18 protein-coding genes are annotated in these 20811 nt (G+C 65.8%); 7 read left to right on the forward strand and 11 right to left on the reverse strand.

Translation table 11 applies throughout. The features are described from left to right. Positions 1–3: 3 nt before the first annotated feature. Together FDW81_RS07015 and FDW81_RS07020 are read right to left on the reverse strand one after the other, a co-directional pair. Positions 4–1146 (reverse strand): TIGR01906 family membrane protein, encoded by a 1143-nt coding sequence (locus FDW81_RS07015; RefSeq protein ID WP_138133436.1) that lies wholly within the window; start codon positions 1144–1146, stop codon positions 4–6. A gap of 125 nt (positions 1147–1271) precedes the next feature. Continuing rightward, the gene (locus FDW81_RS07020; RefSeq protein WP_205754599.1) at positions 1272–2264 is read right to left on the reverse strand and encodes a stage II sporulation protein M; all 993 of its coding nucleotides are present in this window, start codon (positions 2262–2264) and stop codon (positions 1272–1274) included. Positions 2265–2335: 71 nt separating this feature from the next. Between FDW81_RS07020 and FDW81_RS07025 the strand changes: the two genes are divergently transcribed. Continuing rightward, entirely contained in the window at positions 2336–3136 is an 801-nt protein-coding gene (locus tag FDW81_RS07025) for an RDD family protein (protein WP_138133438.1), read from the forward strand. A 4-nt stretch (positions 3137–3140) separates the two neighbouring features. Here FDW81_RS07025 and FDW81_RS07030 read toward each other — a convergent pair whose 3' ends face one another. The 4 genes from FDW81_RS07030 to FDW81_RS07045 all read right to left on the reverse strand — a co-directional run bounded on the left by FDW81_RS07030 (position 3141) and on the right by FDW81_RS07045 (position 6735). Further along, a complete protein-coding gene (locus tag FDW81_RS07030) occupies positions 3141–4379 on the reverse strand; it encodes an Ig-like domain-containing protein (RefSeq protein ID WP_138133440.1) in 1239 nt (412 codons plus the stop codon). 63 nt (positions 4380–4442) lie between these two features. Further along, entirely contained in the window at positions 4443–5921 is a 1479-nt protein-coding gene (gene ahcY, locus FDW81_RS07035; RefSeq protein ID WP_138133442.1) for an adenosylhomocysteinase, read from the reverse strand. A 110-nt stretch (positions 5922–6031) separates the two neighbouring features. Then, entirely contained in the window at positions 6032–6268 is a 237-nt protein-coding gene (locus tag FDW81_RS07040; protein ID WP_138133444.1) for a Trm112 family protein, read from the reverse strand. 77 nt (positions 6269–6345) lie between these two features. Then, on the reverse strand, positions 6346–6735 hold the full coding sequence (locus tag FDW81_RS07045) for a DUF3499 domain-containing protein (protein WP_138133446.1): 390 nt from the start codon (positions 6733–6735) through the stop codon (positions 6346–6348). 119 nt (positions 6736–6854) lie between these two features. On the opposite strand from FDW81_RS07045, the gene FDW81_RS07050 reads away from it, so the two are divergent. Continuing rightward, positions 6855–7367 (forward strand): metallopeptidase family protein, encoded by a 513-nt coding sequence (locus FDW81_RS07050; RefSeq protein ID WP_138133448.1) that lies wholly within the window; start codon positions 6855–6857, stop codon positions 7365–7367. Positions 7368–7393: 26 nt separating this feature from the next. Here the strand turns inward: FDW81_RS07050 and FDW81_RS07055 are convergent, their stop codons facing one another. Genes FDW81_RS07055 through FDW81_RS07065 form a run of 3 tightly spaced genes read right to left on the reverse strand, consistent with a single transcriptional unit; the run spans position 7394 to position 13048 of the window. Beyond that, the gene (locus FDW81_RS07055; RefSeq protein ID WP_138133450.1) at positions 7394–9100 is read right to left on the reverse strand and encodes a DUF5719 family protein; all 1707 of its coding nucleotides are present in this window, start codon (positions 9098–9100) and stop codon (positions 7394–7396) included. Beyond that, positions 9093–12485, reverse strand: a complete 3393-nt coding sequence (locus FDW81_RS07060) for a glycosyltransferase family 2 protein (RefSeq protein ID WP_138133452.1) — start codon at positions 12483–12485, stop codon at positions 9093–9095. Before FDW81_RS07060 ends, FDW81_RS07055 begins: the two co-directional genes overlap by 8 nt. A gap of 29 nt (positions 12486–12514) precedes the next feature. Further along, positions 12515–13048, reverse strand: a complete 534-nt coding sequence (locus FDW81_RS07065) for a WhiB family transcriptional regulator (RefSeq protein WP_138133454.1) — start codon at positions 13046–13048, stop codon at positions 12515–12517. Between the two features lie 400 nt (positions 13049–13448). Between FDW81_RS07065 and FDW81_RS07070 the strand changes: the two genes are divergently transcribed. Continuing rightward, positions 13449–14147, forward strand: a complete 699-nt coding sequence (locus tag FDW81_RS07070; protein ID WP_138133456.1) for a TIGR03089 family protein — start codon at positions 13449–13451, stop codon at positions 14145–14147. Positions 14148–14192: 45 nt separating this feature from the next. Here the strand turns inward: FDW81_RS07070 and FDW81_RS07075 are convergent, their stop codons facing one another. Further along, positions 14193–14759: a GtrA family protein gene (locus FDW81_RS07075; protein ID WP_138133458.1), complete on the reverse strand. Its 567-nt coding sequence runs from the start codon at positions 14757–14759 to the stop codon at positions 14193–14195. Between the two features lie 222 nt (positions 14760–14981). Between FDW81_RS07075 and FDW81_RS07080 the strand changes: the two genes are divergently transcribed. The 4 genes from FDW81_RS07080 to manA are packed head-to-tail and all read left to right on the forward strand — an operon-like array spanning position 14982 to position 19662. After that, positions 14982–16130, forward strand: coding sequence for a 5-(carboxyamino)imidazole ribonucleotide synthase (locus tag FDW81_RS07080; protein ID WP_240720036.1), 1149 nt, complete (start codon positions 14982–14984; stop codon positions 16128–16130). Then, entirely contained in the window at positions 16127–16708 is a 582-nt protein-coding gene (gene purE / locus FDW81_RS07085) for a 5-(carboxyamino)imidazole ribonucleotide mutase (protein ID WP_138133462.1), read from the forward strand. The genes FDW81_RS07080 and purE overlap by 4 nt, the downstream gene beginning before the upstream one ends. A gap of 9 nt (positions 16709–16717) precedes the next feature. Continuing rightward, the gene (locus FDW81_RS07090) at positions 16718–18373 is read left to right on the forward strand and encodes an LCP family protein (protein WP_138133464.1); all 1656 of its coding nucleotides are present in this window, start codon (positions 16718–16720) and stop codon (positions 18371–18373) included. A 38-nt stretch (positions 18374–18411) separates the two neighbouring features. Beyond that, positions 18412–19662, forward strand: coding sequence for a mannose-6-phosphate isomerase, class I (gene manA, locus FDW81_RS07095; RefSeq protein ID WP_138133466.1), 1251 nt, complete (start codon positions 18412–18414; stop codon positions 19660–19662). A 52-nt stretch (positions 19663–19714) separates the two neighbouring features. On the opposite strand, the gene FDW81_RS07100 is transcribed toward manA, so the two are convergent. Next, positions 19715–20811, reverse strand: a 1097-nt coding sequence (locus FDW81_RS07100) for a peptidoglycan bridge formation glycyltransferase FemA/FemB family protein (protein ID WP_240720018.1), incomplete at its 5' end; no start/stop codon positions are given.

The raw sequence follows: 20811 nt of genomic DNA on the forward strand, positions 1-20811 counted from the left end.
GGGCTACGCCGCCTGGTCCGCGGCTGCTTCCCGTTCCTCCTTGACACCACCACGGGCGTCCTTGACCAGGCCGCGGCGCCGGCGCGTGGGCCAGGTGAGGATCAGCGTCACCAAAGCCGCCAGCAGCACCAGTCCCGCGATCACCATGCCGGCATCAATCCAGAACTGGCCGGGGAAAAGCCGGATCAGGGTATCCTCCAGGCTGAAGGTCCAGGACCCGTCGGCGAAAAAGATCCGGTGGAACTCGGTGAAGAACTGCTGCCAGCCCAGGACGGCCAGGGTGCCCAGGCCGAGGATGAGCACCAGCGTGATAATTGAACCGGCGAACAGGCCCCGCCGGACTCCCCCGGTGCTTCGCCTGCGCAGGTAAAGGACGGCGATGATGCTCAGCAGGACCAGCAGCACGCCGGCACCGAACGTTGACAGGATCACCAGCTTGACGTCAGCCATGTGGCTGACCTCGCCGTCCTTGAACAGCTTGTCCCCGCTGCGATGGACCAGGTCGCCCAGGTAGCGCGGTCCGGCCCAGTTGCTGAGGTAATCCACGGCGTAGGAGCCGTAGGTCATCCGGTCGTCCGTGCTGAAGCCGTATCCGTCGCCGGGGAAGCCGGGCCGGTTGTATTCCACCCACAGAAACAGTGGACTGGCCACCGCCCGGACAGCCAGGATCAGCAACACCAGCGGGAAGAAGACGGCCAGCAAAACCTGCATCACGCGCGGTGCCACAGGCTTGGCGTTGGCGGCACTTTCCCGCTGCGCGTTCCGGCGCTCCACCTCTTCCTCGGGCGGCCGGACGTGCAGCGCCGAGGTGGGAAGCGGCTCTTTGAAGGCAGCTGAACTCTCGTCTCCGGAGCGTTCGGAGGCGGCCTCGGCAGCTTTGCGGTCCGCCCGGCTCCCCGGTTGGGCGGCTCCGTCCCCGTCGTGTTCAATGGCATGGGCGCCGGCAGGGCTGGAATCGGCACGCCCGGAACCGGCAGGGCTGGAACCGGCAGCAGCCGCGGCCGAAGAGCCAGCTGCCGCGCTGGACCCGCTTCCGCCGGGCGTGAGCCAGGAAAAGGCGGGCTCGTCGGAGTCCCCGGACGTATCCAGGAGAGGTTCCGGCTGCGGTTCCGCGCTTTTGGCGCGGGCCGGTGTTTCGTCTTTCACAGCAGCGTCACTTCCGTTGTGCTTCCACGCCGAACCGGGGCCAGCCGGCGCGCTTCATCTGTTTTCGAGCCTACCGTCCGGGCCGTCAGCTGGGCGAGGAACCACCCCGTTCCGATTACAACGATTCAGGCAGCGATTTCCGTATAACCGGCATCCTCCCGCCGAAGGTCACCCCGTTCACCCGACAGGTAGGCGCGCCGCCCCCAGACCATCACATATGTCCAGTAGGCCGCCAGCACTGTTGCCCCAATAGTGATCTTGGCCCAAACCGGCAGCCCACTCGGCGTGACGAATCCCTCCACCAGGCCGGACACGAACAGCACCAGCACCAGGCCCAGCGCCACAGTTATCAGGGATCTCCCCTCCTCCGCCACAGCCCTGCCCCTGGTCCGCGGGCCCGGGGACACCATGGCCCAGAAGATCCGCAGGCCTGCGGCGCTGGCAATGAACACGGCGGTGAGTTCCATGAGGCCGTGCGGCAGGATGTAGCTGAAAAAGACGTCGGTCTTGCCAGCGGCGGCGAAGATTCCGGCTGCTATGCCCACCCCCTGTGCATTCATGAACAGGATCATCGGGACCCAGAAGCCGGTGATCCCCAGGGCAACCGCCTGGGCGCTGATCCAGGCGTTGTTGGTCCACACGGCACCGGCGAAGGAGGCCGCCGGGTTTTCCGAGTAGTAGTCGATGAAGTCTTCCTCGATGTATTGCCGGGCGGCCGCCTCTGAGGCCACGGCCCGCAGGGCCTCGGGGGACGTGCCGATCCAGAGTGCGTACGCCGCGCCGATGAGGGTGAATGCTGCGCCGCAGGCGAGTGTCAGCCAGGTCAGCCGGTAAAACGCGGCCGGCAGTGCCACGACGAAAAACCGTGCCAAGTCCGCCATCAGGTTGGACCGCGCGCCGGTGAAGCGTGTCCTTGCCTGTGCCAGGGTGGCGGACAGCGAGGCGGAAAGTCCGCTTTCGGGGGCAACCGAGCGGATCAGCGACAGGTGCGAGGACGTGGACTGGTACAACACCAGCAGTTCATCGGCCTCGCGCCCGCTCAGCCTGTTCCGGGATGCGAGCTCGTGCAGCCGTGCCCACTTGTCCGCGTTGACAGCGGTGAAGGCGTCCATATCCACGGCACCAGCCTAGCGGCACGGCACTAGACTTTGAGCGACCACACCTTATGCCGGAAGACCAAGGAGCAACTGTGAGTTCGATAGTCACCGGCGAAGCAGTGCTGCTGGAGCTGCGCCCGGCATCTTTTGCCGCTCGCGCACTCGGCCTGCTGCTGGATGTTGCTTTCAATGTCATCCTGCTCGTGGTGATCCTGATGGGCCTGGCTGCTGCCGGTGAGGACCTGGACGAGGCCGCGCTGCGTGCCCTGGTCCTGTCCAGTGTGGTCTTTTCCCTGGTCATCGTGCCCGTGGCAGTCGAAACGCTAAGCCGCGGACTGTCGCTGGGAAAGCTGGCCGCCGGCCTCCGGGTAGTCCGGGAGGACGGCGGCGCCATCCGCTTTCGCCACGCCGTGATCCGGGGCCTGACAGGGTTCCTCGAGATTTACCTGACGTTCGGCGGGATTGCGCTGACTGTTGCCATGTTTAATGACAGGTCCCGCCGGCTGGGGGACCTCATGGCCGGAACCTACGCCATCCGCACCAGGGTACCGGTTGAGCAGCCCGTTGCGGTGTTCGTGCCGCCCCGGCTGCGGGCCTGGGCCGCCAGCGCCGACATCGGCAGGATTCCGGATGCGACCGCGCGGAGGGCTTCCCAATTCATTCGGCAGGCGGGACGGATGGCTCCCCGGTCGCGGGCGGAGCTGTCAACATCCATCGCTTCGGAGCTTTCCGCCCACGTGGCTCCGCCGCCGCCGCCGGGGACCACCCCGGACGACTACCTCGCCGCCGTCGTCGCTGAACGCCGGAACAGGGAACTCAACCGGCTGACGCAATCACGACGGCGCAACACCGAGGTTGGCGAGAGGCTGCACCGGCTGCCATTCGGTAGCTGAGCCCCTAGTTGTCGTATTCACTCCAGGGGATGTTCCAGTCCCCGAACCCGTCGTCGTGTGCGGCGTAATCACCTTCGGTGTTCACAATGTTGACCACGTCCCCGGTGCCCATGTTCTCAAAAACCCAGGCGGCGCCGTCGGGAGCGAAACCAATGCAGCCGTGCGAGACGTTCGTGTTACCGATAAACGGGTAGGCGGACTCCAGTGCCTGGTGGATATAGGCACCGCTCAGGGTGAGACGGATGGTGTACTCCACGTCCTTGTCGCCATAGTAGGCGGGGTCATCCGGTTTCAGTCCGATGCTTGAGGCCCGGAAGTGGTCATACCGCTTCTTTTCCATCAGCACCCCGTAGCCGCGGGCAGACGGGAAGCGCTTGTCCCCCATGCTGACCGGCAGGGTCTTGACCACCTGGTCGTTGACGCTCAGGGTGAACGTGTGCGCGGCGGCGTCAGCGACCGCCACCTTTTTGTCACCGATGGAAACGTTGACTTTCTTGTTGAAGTTGGCGATCTGGCCGTTGCCGAGGTCCACGCCGAAGAGCTTCATGTCCATGGAAACAATGGAGTTTGCAGTCCAGAAGTTTTCTGCCCGGTACCGCACCATGGTGTCGCTGTGCCAGTGGAACGCGCCTACCTGGCCTGCGCTGCTGGTGATGGTGATGGCCTTCTCAACGGCGTCGCGGTGAAGCACGGGCTCGCTGAAGATGATCTGCAGAGGCTGCCCCACACCGACTTTCATGCCGTCCAGCGGGTAGATGGCGGCGTCCGCCTCATGCGAGCTGGACACTGTGCTGAAGGACTGGGTGGTGCTTGTGTCCCGTCCCGCACTGTCCTTGACGACGTAGGTGTAGCGGTACTCGGTATTGAACTTCAACGGCGCGGCAGCTGACCAGCCTGTGCCTCCGGCGTCGATGCGGCCCTCCACCGTTTCACCTGAAGTGCTGGTAAGTGTGACCCGCTCGATGGTGCCGTTGGTCACCTGCAGCGAAACTGGTGCTGCCGGGTTCACCTGCTTGGCGCCGTCAGCCGGTGTGGCCTCGGACTTGACCGGGGCGATAACCGGCGAGGCTATGCCAGGGGACGTCCTGACGGTGGAGCCGGCCTCGGACTCAATGGCGCCCCGGGCGAGGCCCGGAGCCACGGCAGCGAAAACCCCGCCGACGGCCGCGAGAACGCAGACGGCCACCACGACGAGGATTTTCTTGAGGGTCCCGGGGCGGCGGGATTGGACTTCAGGCTCCATATTTTGATCCTAGGCGCAGGAAGTAACAGCCCGGGTGCGCGCAGCACCCGGGCACCTCACTTCTTAGTAACGGTAGTGCTCGGGCTTGTAGGGGCCGGCAACATCGATGTCCAGGTACTCGGCCTGGTCCTTGGTCAGCTCGGTCAGCTCAACGCCCAGGGCCTCGAGGTGCAGGCGGGCCACCTTTTCATCAAGGACCTTGGGGAGGACGTACACCTGGTTTTCGTATTCGCGTTCGCTTTCCGGCTGATCCTTCTTGGTCCACAGCTCTATTTGGGCGATGGTCTGGTTGGCGAAGGAGTTGCTCATCACAAAGGACGGGTGTCCCGTGGCGTTGCCCAGGTTCAGCAGCCGCCCTTCCGAGAGGACGATGATGGAGCGTTCTGCATCACTGCCCTCGTCAAAGACCCATTCGTGGACCTGCGGCTTGATTTCCACCTTCTTGATGCCGGGGACCTTGGCCAGCCCGGCCATGTCGATCTCGTTGTCGAAGTGACCGATGTTGCCGACTATCGCCTTATTCTTCATGCCGGCCATGTGCTCGGCCATGATGACGTCCTTGTTGCCCGTGGTGGTGATGAAGATATCGCCCTGGGAAAGGACGGATTCAAGCTTTGCCACTTGGTAGCCGTCCATCGCTGCCTGCAGCGCGCAGATGGGGTCGATTTCGGTGACAATGACACGCGAACCCTGGCCGCGCAGCGCTTCCGCGGCTCCCTTGCCAACGTCGCCGTAGCCGCAGACGACGGCGACCTTGCCGCCCATGAGTACGTCCGTGGCGCGGTTGATGCCGTCCGGCAGCGAGTGCCTGATTCCGTACTTGTTATCAAACTTGCTCTTGGTGACGGAGTCGTTGACGTTGATGGCGGGGAACAGCAGCTTGCCCTGTTCGGCAAGCTGGTAGAGACGGTGGACTCCCGTGGTGGTTTCCTCGCTGACGCCCTTGATGGTGGCTGCGATCCTGGTCCACTTGTGCGGGTCCGCCCCAATGGAACGGCGCAGCACGTCCAGGAAGATTCCGTACTCTTCGGAGTCAGTGGGGTCCGCGGACGGCACGTTGCCTGCGGCCTCGAACTCGACGCCCTTGTGCACCAGCATGGTGGCGTCCCCGCCGTCGTCAAGGATCATGTTCGGTCCGAGCTCCGGGTTGGACTCGGCGCCCGGCCACGTGAGGATCTGCTCGGCGGTCCACCAGTACTCTTCGAGGGTTTCGCCCTTCCAGGCGAACACGGGCACGCCCTGCGGGTCCTCAACAGTGCCGTTGCCCACAACCACGGCCGCGGCGGCCTCGTCCTGCGTGGAGAAGATATTGCAGGAGGCCCAGCGGACCTCAGCGCCCAGGGCGGTAAGCGTTTCGATCAGTACGGCAGTCTGCACCGTCATGTGCAGGGATCCTGCGATCCGTGCACCCTTGAGCGGCTGAGTGGGCCCGAATTCCTCCCGAAGCGCCATCAGGCCGGGCATTTCGTGTTCGGCAAGGCGGATCTGGTGGCGGCCGGCTTCGGCCAGCGTGATATCGGCAACCTTGTAATCAAAAGTCATGAATGGTCCTTAGTCCCGTCCGGAATGCTGATGTCCCGGTATTTCTGTATGGGTGCGGAGCGGCAACCGCGGTGCTTGTGCTCCTGGGGTTGGATAGCCCGGTGGTTCCGCTAGGGGGCCTCAGAAGTTCCGGAAGCGGAATTGTGCTGGTCCATCCCGGCGGCGGTGGCTGCCGGGAGCAGCTCTGGAGGCAGGAGCAGCGGAATCCCGTCCTCGATGGCATACCGCGGTGCGGCCCCGGCTTCGCCGGTGAGGGCGGCCACCAGTTCCTCGCCCTCCTGGACCAGGGGTGCGCCCGTCACGGGGCACCGCAGGACGGACAAAAGCTCAGGACTGATTTTTGGCATGTAGTGATGCTCCCTGGCGGGCGCGCTCGCGCCGGTAGCGGACTGGTTTCAGCTACCAGCCTACCGCCAGACGGTGCTCAGGAGGGTTCACGCAGCACGCGCAGGTGTCCCCTTCGGGTGCCTTCTGCCCCGGCCGGCGCTTCGAGGGCTGAATGGTGGCCGCGCTGGGCAGGAGGCTGCTGGGCCTGGGTGGGCAACGCCGCTGCGTCCCGGACAGCGTTGGCCAGGGCCAGAAGGTCGTCAGGGCCGGGCTGCTGGGGCGTTGCGGGCATGGCCAGCCGCAGGACTTCCCAGCCGCGGGGAACGGTGAGGGAGTCTGCGTGCTGTTCGCAGAGATCGTAACAGTGGGGCTCGGCGTACGTGGCGAGCGGACCCAGGACCGCGGTGGAGTCTGCGTACACGTAGGTCAGAGTTGCCACCGCTGACTGGCGGCAGGCCGATCTTGAACACTGACGGATAGCTCCCACGACATCACAGACTACTCCGTGTCGGTGCCAAAACGGCGCATTGGCACTGCGGGCAGGACGCGCCTTCGCTGCAGGTGGAATCTATCGCGTAAATCAAGCGGCGGGTTTAGAGTCGAAGTATGCAGTCATCGAACCAGAAATCAGGTTTCACGGTCCGGTTGGCTGATCCGGATGCCCCGGAAGTTCAGGGCACCGGTTCTCCGGGCAAAAGCTTCGCAATGCGCCGCCGGAACCGCCACGGACGGGGACTCCGCGGGGAGGTCATGCTCCCAACACATCCCGGTTACCGCACGCGCTCGGACCGCTTTGATGACATGGTGCTCGATTCGGCACAACGCCTCCACGATATCTGGGGAAAGACTTTGGACGGCGTCCGGTTCGGCGTGGATGAGATTCCGCCCGATCTGGAACAGTTGGCGGCCAACGCCGCCACAGCCCCCATGGGCTCCTACACTCCGGCTACGGACGGCGAAGGACCGATGATCACGGTGTACCGGCGCGTGGTTGAGCAGGCCTGCCCCGGCCCCGAAGAGCTCCAGGACCTGGTTCATGACGTCGTGGTGGAGCACACCGCTGAGATGCTGGGAGTTGCTCCGGAGACACTGGACCCGGTCTACCGCCGCCGGTACTGACGCCGGCAACTGAGCCCCTGAGGTCCTCAGTAGCTAAGGGTAACCGGCACTGTTTCCTGGCCTGCGGCTTCCGGCAGGAACGCCAGGGTGGATACGTCGTTCCTGCCGTCCTGCTGCACCAGCAAAGCCCCGTAGGCCGCTCCGCCGGAGGCGGACACCACGTAGCCCACCACGCCGGCATCCTCCACCTTGTCAGGAACGGCGATGGAGGACGTGGTGCCGCCGGCGATATCTGCGGTGGACGCCGCGCGGACCTTGCCGTCGGATGTGATGGCTGAGTAGGTGATGGTAGCCCTGTCATCCAGCGCACCGAAGACCATGTGGCGGACCCCGCCCTGGGGCACCGGAACAACGTGCTGGCTCCCGAGGCGAACTCCGGACGCTGCCCACGCCACGTCCGAGGCCTGGCCTTCCTGGAGCCCGCGTGAGACGCGCGCAGCGGCCACAAAAGAAACGTCTGATAATGCGGCCACCGTGTATTGCCCGGCGGGGACACCCGCGAGGGAAACTTCGGTGACAGCCCCGGCCTTGGCAGTGACGACACCGCCGGAGGGCAGTGCCTTCTGGCCGTCACTGCCGTAGAGCTTGACTTCCACCACTGCATCCGACGGACCGGGCACTGTCAGGTGGAGCGCGGGTCCGGCGTCCTCGTACCCTGGCTTGCCGGTCAGCTGGGCCAGTCCGGCAGGGTCCTGGATGTCGACGCCCGCCATGACCTGCCGTACTGCAGGCGCCGCGCCGGGGGCGATGAAGTCCACTCCTCCCGGCGTTAGGCCGCGCAGGACGCTTTGCTGGATCACTGCTGCGACAGGACCGCCCGCACTGCGGACATGGACGCTGAGCTGCTCCTCTCCGGGCGCGAGCCCCGCGAGGACTATGGACCGCGACGTTCCCGGCGCTACCAGCAGGCCTCGGCTGCCTGGTGCCTGGATCTGTCCGCCGCCGCCGAAAAGCTCAAGGCTCACCGTGGCCGGTGTGCTGGAGGCATTTGCCAGGATCAGCACGGACGTCCGCCCCACAGTGGTGCTTGCCCCCGCGAGCCACTGGTCGTTGGAGGGCTGCTGGCAGTTGGACGTCGCGGTGCCCTGGAGGTCACCGTCGCTAGCGGTGAATTTCATCGCCCCTGCAGATGAAGCCTGTTGGTTCGACAACGCATCGGCACTGAGAATGGTCACCTGGTCCACCGGCCGGGACGCGAGCACGCCCGCCACAGGTTCCTGGGGCGGGCCGGCCGGAGCCGGCGACTGACCGGATTCTTTGGCGATCTCGACGGCGGCAGTCCCGTCCAGCTGGGCCAGCCGGCTGGCAGGCAGTACCCCTGCCGCACCCAGCACCGCACCGGTCACGGCACTGGCCGCAGTAGCAGAAACGGGACTGAATTGTGGATCGGTTCCCGCTTCTGTGCCCTCGAGCAGCCGGGCAGGACCAGGACAGACGCCCAGGCTAGTCCCTGCCGGGACCGCTGCTGCCGTGGCGGGCACGGGCCGGGTCGACTCAGGAACCGGCAGGAGCGATCCGCCGGCAACTACCGCTCCGGCGCCGGCCAGGATGAGTGCTGCCGCCGCGGCCCCGATCAATGCCGCCCTGTTTCCTTTGCCGGCAGGCCGCTGGCCGGTGGCTGTTGAGCCGCTGCCTGCGGGCCTCAGAGCTGATGACTCCGTCCCTGTCGGCGTGACGGGGCCACCATCGTGGTGGGCATCGGGCGCCCCGCCGGGGACTTTGTGCTCATGCATTCTGGTGTTCCTTACGCAGGGAGCCCTCGTCACGGGACAGGCCGGTCCTCGGCCGCCGGGCCGGTATTGGGATGGCGAGCAGGACCGTCAGCCCAATCACTGTGGCCTGGGCAATGGCCGTCCACAGCGCCCAGGGGTTCTCGTAGCGGACTGTCAGATGGCCTCCGGCCGCGGGGAGGGTGAAGGCCTGGGACCAGCCGGAGGTGGTCGATGTCAGCCTGCGGCCGTCAAGCCACGCGCTCCAGCCGGAATCGGCGCGTTCAGCGAGCACCAGCAGGCGCCCTTCGGGGCCGGCCGGCACGGGGGCGTCCACGTCGTTATAGGCCGAGGGCACCAACGCGATGGCAGCGCCGCTCCCATCCACGATCCTCACCCGGTGTGCCACATCGGCGGCCTCCAGCGCCGGCCGGTTCAACGGGGTAATCCGCCAGAGCCAGCCCACATCGGTCTGGCCGACCGCCACGAGCCCCGGTACCGCATCCATTCTGCTTGCCGTCAGCTGGGCCGCGGTATCCGTTGAGCGCAGGACGAGGAATCCCACACCCAGCTGCTCCAGGTCGCTGCGCGGGTCCACTCCCTGGCCCACAACGAGGGTGGCCACCGCACGCCGGACTGTGGATGAGACGTCGTCGTCCTCGCGGACGGTCTCGCTTCCGGGGCTGCCGATGATGTTCCGTGCGGAGGCAATGGTGGACAGGTTGTCGAGGGTGGTGCCGGAGCCGCGCACCACGGATGCGTCAAACGTTCCGTCGTCGCGCGTGCTGATGAGCAGCGTCCGGGTCTGCTCCGGCCCGGTTCCCCGGTCGATCGCAGTGGCGGGAAGCGTCCTGGCATTAACGGCTTCCACCAGACGCTTAGCACCGAGCGGGGCGGCTGGGCGGTCTCCCCCGGAACCAGTTGCCGCGGAGCCGGTTTCGGCGCCGGCGGACGGGGAACCGGTCCCGGCGGCGGAGGCAGCGGTGCCGGGGCGGAGCAGGTTTTGGGCTGACCAGGCAGCCATTCCGGCCAAGGGCCCGGCAAGCAGGATTACCATGCCAAGGGCAACGGCTGAGCGAAAAGCTGCCTTGTGCCTGGCCCGGGTGCCGGCCGCCGCGCTGTCCGCCATCGCCAGGAGTCTCTCTCCTCCCAGGATGCCTGCTGCCAGGAGGGCGAAAGCGGTGGCTGAGACAGCCGGACCCGTGAAGGGAGTCACGAGGACGTCCGCGTTCACCGCAGTGGCCACGTGGCTGGCCAACCACCCACCGACGAGAGCGATGATCCCAGCGACCCAGAAAGACCCCGCCAGCCTGGCACGGTTCCCGGGTATCAAAAGCCCGGCAAGAGCCAGTGCCAGCACCGGGGCGGCCACGAGGAGCGCCAGCAACAGCGCCCAGGGCACCGTGCCGCCGGCGAAGAGTGGAAGCCCTTCCAGCCCTCCCTGCGGATCAAACCGCAGGGGCTGGCCCAGGAATTGCTGCCACGCTGGAGCGGCGTCAAAAGCCAGGGGCAGGCCAGGATCCGCCAGCAACGCCCGCGGCCGGTCAAGCACGGAGAGTCCGAAGGGAATGAACAGGGCGGCTGTGGGCAGCAGTGCCCACCAGACTGTGCGGCCGCGGCGGCCAAGCAGGAGGCCGCAGAGCACGATGACCACGGCGGACGGGGCCAGGAGTGAAGGAGCAGAGGCAACAACAACAGCCAGCACAAGACCGGCTGCGGCCGCTGCCGTCCACGACGGGATGCCGTTGATGCCAGGCCTTGCAGGTGGCTTTTCAAAGGGGCGGCGTTCAGAAGGGGGCGGCAGCCTGAAGCGGCCGTGCCCTGCAGCTGATCCAGTCGCCCTCAGCAGTGCGAGGACCAGCAGGGGGAGCATGATGTGGGCAATCAGGGCGCCGGCCCTGCCTTGGTTCAGTGCCACCTGGAGTGCAGGGGCGGCGGCCCAAAGGACTGCCGCGGCAAGCCGGAGCCGGCGGCGGACCGTCAGCCCTCCGGCGGCGAACCATGCAGTGAGCGCGGACAGCGGCGCCGCAAGCAGGAGCAGCCAGGCCACGGCCGGGTTGGCGTCGCCTCCTCCCAGGACGCCCAGGATCCAGAGGACGTAGTCGAATGGATCTCCCCTGCCGGGCAGCCCTGCCCCCAGGTTAATCCACCAGCTGGAGGCGTGGTGCCAGATGTCACCCAGGCTGGCGGAGACTGGAATAAGGGCACCACCAGCGACGGCGTCAGCCCGGAAAAGACCCGTCAGGGCCAGGAGGGACGCAACAGACGCAAGGATGACGGCGGCAAGTGCACCGTTGCCCACCCAGCCCCGCTTCGTGGTGGCCAACGCCGCAAAGTCGTCGGACGCATCGCCCGACGGCTGGTGGGCCAGCGGATCCTGCTCAAGGTCGTCCGGGGGCGATGTATCCGATCCAAGAGCCTCCATCAGGGACCGCCGATGGCTCCAGACTTCGCGCCTGGGCGTCTGGAGCTTGCGGATGACGGAGCGACGGATCCGGCGGGTTTGCCGCGCGCTGCGGCGGGTCCTCGCGACCGCCCGCGGCCGGCTCAAGGCAGCGCAGGTGGCAACGAGCTGCGACACGCCGTGCCCTGGGTCCTTGACCAGAATGCTCAGCACGAGTTTGAACAGGCTGCCCAGGAGCGCCCCTGCCCAATGAACCGGAACCATCCCCAGTGGGGCATGCTTGAGGCGCAGGTGAACCTGGGCTTTCCGCGCTGCTGCGGCGTTGCCCAGGGCATGGGGCCGGTGCGCCACGTGGAACATCCTGGCTGCCGGTACAACCACCACGCGGTGCCCGGCCAGCCGGTTGCGCCAGCAGAAGTCAACGTCGTCGCCGCTGCCCGGCAGGGCAGGGTCGAAGCCGTCCAGTTGCTCCCAAACGTCGCGGCGCACCAGCATGCCGGCGGAATTCACCGCGAAGGTGTCGCTGCGTCCGTCGTATTGCCCCTGGTCGAGCTCGTCGGCGTCGATCAGGGTCAACCGCTCCGCCCAGCGGCTCGTGGAAAGGCCGACATCTATCAGGTTCCTCCCCGCATGCCAATCCAATTGCTTGCAACCGGCAACGGTCACGGAAGGGGCACGTTCGACGGCGCTGAGCAGCTCGGCCAAAGCCTGCGGGTCAGGGGCTGCGTCGTCGTGGAGCAGCCAGATCCACTCGGACCTGCCGCCGGCAGCGCTTCCGCTCCACGGTGCGAGCTCTGCCAGCCCGGCGGAAACAGCGGCTCCCATGCCGCCTTTGCCGCGCTGGTGGCTGACCACGTTAGCTTCACCCAGGGCCCGTTGAAGCAGTTCCTTGGAATCGTCGCGGGAACCGGTGTCGACGCCGATGGCGTAGTTCACGGGCCGGGTCTGGTCCGCCAGGGCCGCGAGGGTTCGGGGAAGATAGTCGCTGCCGTTATGGGCTACCACAACGGCAGTGACATGGACATCCTGGTGAATTAGACTGCCCGCTTCCTCAGCCGCCGGCGCTCGCGCTCGGAAAGGCCTCCCCAGATCCCGAACCGTTCGTCATTCGCCAGTGCATATTCCAGGCACTGGGAGCGAACGTTGCAGGCCCCGCACACCTTCTTCGCATCTCGGGTGGACCCGCCCTTCTCCGGGAAAAAGGCCTCCGGGTCCGTCTGGGCGCACAGGGCGTCTGTTTGCCAGCCCAGCTCGCCTTCGTCGTCGAAATCCTGCTGGAGGGGCAATCCAATCCATACCGGCTGGCTTGCGCTGGCGGCTGCCAGTTCCATGGGCGGGTCGAGGTCATCGTCGGGGTCCGCACCGCCGTCCAGCAGGGCTTCATGGGCCGCGAGGAAGGCAGTTGCCTGGTCTTCCAGCAGGCCGGTGGCGTCCCTGTTGTACCGCTCGGCAGCATCAGGATCGGCCGGGTCCACGAACCAATCGCTGGGCACCCCCCGGGCCCGGTACTTCGCCGTCGCCTGACCGGCCACGACGGCATCTTCCTGGATACGCTCTGCTTGCCCCACGGCGACCCTCCTGATGTTGCAGCCCCTGCCTGATAGGTGGCACTCGGTGATGTGCCGGCATTTACGCAGTTGCCTTTAGTTATCTAATTACACGTGTGTAACTAGGGCGAGTCAAGCCGCTGCCGGATAATAATCACTCCGGCTGTTGAAGTTGGCGCACGCCACGCCCGGGAATTTTTCCGACGCGGCCGCCGGAAGTCCTCGGCCGGCAGGTGAGGCTTCCGGAAGCCGCCAAATTGCCGTCAAATGCTGGAAAATACCTGCATCCCGAAAAATTAGCAAGCAAACTGAGCGTTCCATGTGAGATATTTCACACCACGCTGGTCTGATGTGTGCTGTTAGGCCTGGCAACGGCAGCATCGGCAGTGACCAGCTTCTGTGCCGGTGGCAGGATGTAGCCATGGACACCCCCGCATCTGATCTCATGGCAGCCCTTCGTTCCGGCAATTCCACCGCTCCGCGCCTTACCTGGTACGGCCCGGACGCCGAGCGGGTGGAGTTGTCCGGCAGGGTGCTGGACAACTGGGTTGCCAAGACGAGCAATCTGCTCCAGGACGAACTGGACGCTGAACCAGGCATGCGGCTCCGGCTTGACCTTCCGGCGCACTGGAAAGCCATGGTGTGGGCGCTGGCCGCCTGGCAGCTCGGGCTGGAGACTGTACTGGACGGGGAGGCAGCGGATTTCTTGGTCACCGCCGAGCCCGCATCCGCAACAGGACGCTACGACGCCGTGATTGCCGTTGCGCTTCCGGCGCTGGCCATGCGCTGGCCCGGTGAGCTGGCCTCCGGACACCTTGACTATGCGGCCGAGGTCCGCTCCCATGGGGACGTCTTCATGCCGCACGCGGATCCCGATCCTTCAGCATGCGCCATTGTGGGCAGCGACGGGCGCCGGCACCTTCACCGGGACCTGCTGGAGGGCTTCGCCGTTGCCCATGAAGAAGGCGTCCGTCTCCACATACCCGCCGGTGACGGACTGGAGGCTGCCCTCTCCAATGCCCTTGGTGCCTGGCGGCGTGACGGCTCAGTGGTGCTTACGCATCAGGACGTGGAACTGACGGACAAGCTTCTGGCGGCGGAGCGGATCCACGGCAGCTAGAAAAGCTGAGGCTTCCGGCGGACCGGCCCTGCCAAACCGGTTCCGCTACTGCTTGGCGGGACCTTCAGGGGCAGGCTCGCGCTCCACAGCCCGCTCCACTGCAACCTCGTGTTCCTTGTGGTGGTGGAGCTCGATGAGCTCGTGGTCGTGGGAAAACTCGGGTTCCTGGTCCAGTTCCTGGTTGAACACCAAAAAGCGGTAGGCGAAGAATCGGACCACCGTAGCCACCAGGATGCCCAACACCCCGGCAGAGAACAGCAGGTTCTTGTCCGTAACGCCCAGCCCGTACTTGGCAAGGGCCGTAAAGCCCGTGGAAATGCCGATGCCAATCCCGTTGATAAGGACAAACATCAGGAATTCGCGGAGCACGTTGGCCTGGCGGCGGTGCCGGAATGTCCACAACCGATTGGCGATCCACGAGAAGACCGTGGCCACCGAGGCGCCAACAAACCTCGCCTTGGCCTCGCTGTCGGTCATCGGGCCATGCATCAGGTAGTAGGTCAGGCCGTTGTCAATGACGAACGCCACCCCGCCTACTGCTCCGAACTTGGCCACCTCGCGCCAAAAAAGCGAGGCGAGCCCCCGAATACGGTCTGCAAGTGCGGTGATCATGGCCCTCCATGGCTTTGTGAACTGTGGGCCATCGGGCCAGAGGCCTATTTTAGCCCCCAAACCTGTGCCACAGCCTCCCTAACCTGTGCCCGCGGAGTGGGCAGCCGCCGAAACACTCCCCGGCCGACGGCACGGAAACGCGGGATACGGGCGGTCTTCGGTAGGCTGGCTACTGTGACTTTTCCAGTGATAGGTGTAGTTGGCGGCGGCCAGCTAGCCCGAATGATGGCGCCGGCCGCAACTGCGCTCGGCTTCGAACTCCGCGTCCTTGCCGAAGGCGACGACGTCTCCGCCGTATCGGCAGTGTCCTCTTCCCCAGTGGGCGACTACAAGGACCTCCAGACGCTCCTGGACTTTGCACAGGGCCTGGACGTCATGACCTTTGACCACGAGCACGTGCCCACAGGGCATCTCCGCGCCCTTCAGGAGGCCGGCGTCAATGTCCAGCCGGGGCCGGATGCACTCGTCCATGCGCAGGACAAGCTGGTTATGCGGGCAGCGATCGACCGGCTGGAGCTGCCCAACCCCGCGTGGGCAGAGGTGCAGGACGTGGCAGCACTGGTCGGCTTCGGTGAAGAGACAGGCTGGCCCGTGGTGCTGAAAATGCCACGCGGCGGGTACGACGGCAAGGGGGTCCGCATCGTTTCATCTGCAGAGGAGGCCGCGGAGACCAGTGACTGGTTTGACTCCATGAGCCCGCTCCTCGTCGAGGCCAAGGTCGACTTCACCCGCGAGCTTTCCGCGCTGGTTGCCAGGACCCCCGACGGCGAAGCCCGTGCATGGCCGGTAGTCCACACCATCCAGGTGGATGGTGTGTGTGACGAAGTGATAGCGCCTGCACTGGACATCCCGGTGGAAGTTGCGGCAGCCGCCGAGGATGCGGCGCTGCGGATTGCCGGCGAACTGGGCGTGACGGGCGTGCTGGCCGTGGAACTGTTCGAGACCCCCGGAACCGGCGCCGGATTCCTCATCAACGAACTTGCCATGCGCCCGCACAACACCGGGCACTGGACGCAGGACGGGTCGGTGACCAGCCAGTTCGAGCAGCACCTGCGCGCAGTGCTCAACCTCCCCCTGGGAGCCACCGATGCGCTTGCCCCCGTCGCGGTGATGAAGAACTTCCTCGGGGGCGAAAACCAGGACCTGTTTTCCGCCTACCCGCTGGCGCTCGCCAGCGAGCCTGCTGCCAAAGTCCACTGTTATGGCAAGTCGGTGCGCCCCGGCCGCAAGGTCGGACACGTGAACCTGGTGGGCCAATCCACCGCGGACGTCGAGACCGTCCGCCGCCGCGCCGCCCTGGTAGCAAACATCATCCGCGACGGTCGGGTTCCGGCAGAAGAACGGTCGCAGACTTTCGAGGAGACCGCATGAGTGCCCAAGCACAGTCCGCCGCTTCGCCGACCGCCCCGCTGGTGGGACTGGTCATGGGCTCCGACTCGGACTGGCCGGTGATGGAGGCAGCGGCTGATGCGCTGGCGGAGTTCAGGATTCCCTTTGAAGCGGACGTGGTGTCAGCGCACCGCATGCCCACGGAGATGATCCGCTACGGACAGACGGCACACGAGCGCGGACTGCGGGTGATCATTGCCGGCGCAGGCGGTGCAGCACACCTGCCGGGCATGCTGGCAAGCGTCACGCCGCTTCCGGTCATCGGCGTACCCGTCCCCCTGAAAACCCTGGACGGGATGGATTCACTGCTGTCCATCGTCCAAATGCCGGCCGGCGTTCCGGTGGCCACCGTCTCCATCGCCGGGGCCCGCAACGCAGGGCTCCTTGCCGTGCGGATGCTCGCTGCGGGCACGGACGAGCTGGCGGCGTCGCTGCGCACCGACCTCTTGGAATTCGCAGCCGACCTGAACGCCGTCGCCTCCCGCAAGGGCGCGAACCTGCGGCAAAAAGTCAGCGAAGTCTTCGCCGATGGCAACGGCACGCTCCGGGGCAGCCGCTAGGCGGCGCGTATGACAAGCAGCAAAGTCCCGCAGTCAGACACGGACACCGGCCTGACCGATCCCGTCCGGTACCCGGTCAGTGCCTCCCCTCCGGTCCGCACCAAACGTGCCTTCGTGCTGGTGCTGCTTACCCTCTTCATCCCGGGCAGCGCGCAATTGGTGGCCGGGGACCGGAAACTGGGCCGGGCCGCGCTGCGCGTGACGCTCGGGGTGTGGGCCGCGGTCCTGCTGGCGGGACTCCTGCTGCTCCTTAACCGGAGCCTGCTGATCAGCATCGTCACCAATCCTTTTGCCTCGCTGGCGATTGTCATCCTGCTGGTAGCGCTGGCCGCGGGATGGGCAGTGCTCTTCATCAACACACTGCGGCTCATCCGTCCTGTGCTGCTGGCACCCTCCGCACGGCCCGCCGTCGTGATTGTGCTCGTGCTCGCGCTGGTCCTGGGCAGCGGCTCGCTCAGCTACCTCGCCTACCTGCTCAACGTGGGCCGCAACGCCATCGGCAGCATCTTTTCTTCCGGTCCCGTCATCGAACCGGTGGACGGGCGCTACAACTTCCTGATGATGGGAGGGGACGCCGGCGACGACCGCACCGGCAGGCGTCCGGACAGCCTTTCCGTGCTCAGCGTGGATGCCGAATCGGGCCGGACCGCGATCATTTCGGTGCCCCGGAACCTCCAGAACGCCCAGTTCAGCAAAGACTCGCCCATGCGGGCCATCTATCCGGACGGTTACAACTGCGGCGACGAGTGCCTTATCAACGCCATCAACACCGAAGTCACCAACGAATATGCCGATCTCTACCCGGATGTAGCCGATCCCGGTGCCCAGGCCACGCTGGAAGCCGTCTCCGGAACGCTCGGAATCACGGTCCAGGCCTATGTGCTGGTGGACATGGAGGGTTTCGCCAAGCTCATTGATGCGATGGGCGGCATCAGGATCAAGGCCGGCGGCTGGGTGCCCATGAGCGGCTACTTCGACGAGGCCACCAAGACCCACGGCATGCCTCTGGGCTGGATCCCTGCCGGTGAGCAGACCCTCGACGGCAACCAGGCGCTCTGGTACGGCAGGTCGCGGGAGTACGTGGATGACTACGCCCGCATCCAGCGTCAGCAGTGCGTGCAGCAGGCGATGCTGAAGCAGCTCGACCCCGCAACCCTGCTGTCGAAATTCGAGGACATCGCCAACGCGGGCACCAAGGTGGTGGACTCCAACATCTCCGCGTCGCAGCTGGGCAGCTTTGTGGATCTGGCGATTAAGGCCAAGGGCCAGGACATCAAGCGGCTCACCATCGGGCCGCCCGACTTCGATGCCTCCTTCTCCACCGTTCCGGACTTCGACCAGATTCATGACCGGGTGGACCAGTTGCTGGCATCGGCATCGGCCGGGGGTAGCCAGTCCACGGGCATCCCCGACGACGTCATGGTGGCCCCGGGTGCCGGTGCCGGGCACATCCAGGCAGCCGCGGCGCCGCACTTCCAGGCTGCGTCGCTGGCTGGAAGGGTCAAAACGCAACAGTCCCCCGCGCCGTCGGACTTCACCCCGGTGACCACCACACCGGACGGCGAACTGATTACGGAAGAGATGCTGAACCAGCTCAAGCTCGAGGGCAATGAGCCGTACATCAGTGAACTCGTGGCAACCAACGGCCAGTGCGCTCCGCTGTAGCCGGATTCAATAAGCAAACCTAGGGGAACGGAACGGCTTTGTACGAGATTGAGAATGTCCTGCGGGACTACGCCTGGGGTTCGACGACGGCCATCGCCTCCCTCCTGGGACGGGAGGAGTCAGGCCGGCCGGAAGCAGAGCTGTGGATTGGCGCGCACCCGGACTCACCGTCCGTAGCGCACGTCCCCGAAGATGGGACGGCCACCCCCCTTGATGCTTTGGTGGCCAGCGACCCGGAGCATTTCCTGGGCACGGAGTCTGTGACGCGTTTCGGCCCGCGGCTGCCGTTCCTGGCAAAGATCCTGGCCGCGGCGCAGCCGCTGTCCCTTCAGGTTCATCCCAGCCTCGAGCAGGCGCGGGCTGGCTTTGCGCGCGAAAATGCCGAGGGACTGGCGGCAAACGCGCCCAACAGGAATTACCGGGACGACAACCATAAGCCCGAGATGATTTTTGCCCTGACACCGTTCGAGGCACTCTGCGGTTTCCGCCCGGCGGCGGAAACACGGAACATCCTGGCCCACGTGGCAGCAGCGTTCGATGAAGCGGGAGGCGATGTGCCGCCGCTGATCGGTTCGCTGCTTGGAGACCTCGCCTCCACCGATGAAGGTGCCGGTCTCCGGGCGGCCTTTGAACGCCTGATCACCGGTGGCGGGTCCGTCTCTGATGACACGGCGCTGGTAGTGGCGGCGCTGGTCTCCGGCGCTCCCCTGGCCCCGTACGAGGCCGAACTCAACACGGTCATCAGCCTCAACGAGAAGTACCCCGGTGATCCCGGGGTACTGATCTCACTGCTGCTGAACCGCATCTCGCTGGCGCCGGGTGAGGCTGTCTACCTCCCCGCTGGAAATGTCCACGCCTATTTGCACGGTCTGGGCGTGGAAGTGATGGCCTCCTCGGACAATGTCCTGCGCGGTGGCCTGACTCCGAAGTTCGTGGACGTGCCCGAACTCCTGCGGACCATTGACTTTCGTCCTGTTGCAGTGCCCATGCTCCCGGCCGAAAGGACGGAACTGGACCAGGAAGTCTTCCGCCCGCCGTTCGAGGAGTTCCAGCTTCAGCGCATCGAGCTGGCACCGGACGCGGGCCCGGTTCCGCTGGCACAGGCGGGAGCAGCAGTGGTGATTGTGGTGGCCGGGAATATATATCTCGATTCGCCCAAGGGTGACCTTCAGCTCTCCCGTGGCGGCAGCGCTTTCCTGGCCGCGGCCGAGGCCCCCGTCAACGTCCACCCCGTGGCGGGCAGTACCGTGCCCGCCCTGGCGTTCGCGGTGACCACCGGCCTTCGCTAGCCGGCTTGGCGGCCAACCGGCTGCTATGAAGCCCCGCCAGCCGCCTGTGAAGCTAGCTGCCGGGGCGCAGGCGCTGCAGTACCGGACGGACCTGCCGGGCAGCTGCCTTCACGAGGCGCCGAGCGGTTTGCAGCCCGCGGCGCGCCAGGGGCATTGCCTGTGCATAGACGGGGTAGAGCGGCGAGAGCGGCTTCTCCCAGGTGCCCATGAGCATGTTCTCGTGCTTGGCGAACTGCTTCTTAAAGTCCGAGATTCCGTCATTGAGCAGGCCGTTGAAGTCGTACCGTGTGCAGCCATCTTCGCGCATGGCCTGGAGCGCGGCCCACTTCACGCCGTAGTTGACGCGCTGTTTCTGCCCTTCGGCAGAGACGCCACCGTACAGCTCAAAAGCCGTGGAGCCGCTCCTGGCGAGCCAGGCGAATGCCAGCAGCTGCTCGCCGTCGAACGCGCCGATGATTGGTGAGCCGTCACCCATGTTGCGGAAGATGTCGCGGTAATACTGGTCTTCGTGGATCCCGAACCCGGCGCGTTCCGCCGTCTCGTGGTAGATGGCAAGCACCTGCTCAAGTTCCGCATCGTTCTTCACCTTGCGGAACTCCACGTCGCTGCGCATAGCCTTGCGGATATTGGCGCGGGTGGACTTGGACATGTCCGCCATCAGCTCGTCGTCGGACCTGTTCAGGTCGAGGATCAGCGTGCGCGGAATCAGCACGGTGTTCGTGGAGGGACGGAATCCGGCTGCAGCCACGGCACCCGCAACAACGGAGTCGTGGTCCCAGTCCGGTTCGATGCTCAGGGCGACTCCGCGGTGCCGGACGGCCGCATGCTCGGCCAGCCGGTTGAGGACTACCTGTGCGTTCTCGGCCGAACACATGGGCCCCCGGGGGATGTAGACCAGGGCCCGGAACGGAAGCGGAAGGCGGCGGACCAGCAATTGCGCGCAGCCGATGGTGTTGTCACCGTCCTTGACGAGCACCCGGTCCACTGACCAGCCGTGCATCGCCTTGGTCTCGCCCCAGCCCCACAGCTGCTGCGGATGGCCCTGAAATTGGTCAACGAATTCGTCCCAGAGGGCGCGGTCAGTACAGGGCACAACAGCAGGAATCATGGCTTCAACCCTATACCAAGGCCATAATGGCGGGCTCCGCG

The sequence above is a fragment of the Pseudarthrobacter sp. NamB4 genome, assembly GCF_005796185.1.
Lineage (GTDB): Bacteria > Actinomycetota > Actinomycetes > Actinomycetales > Micrococcaceae > Arthrobacter.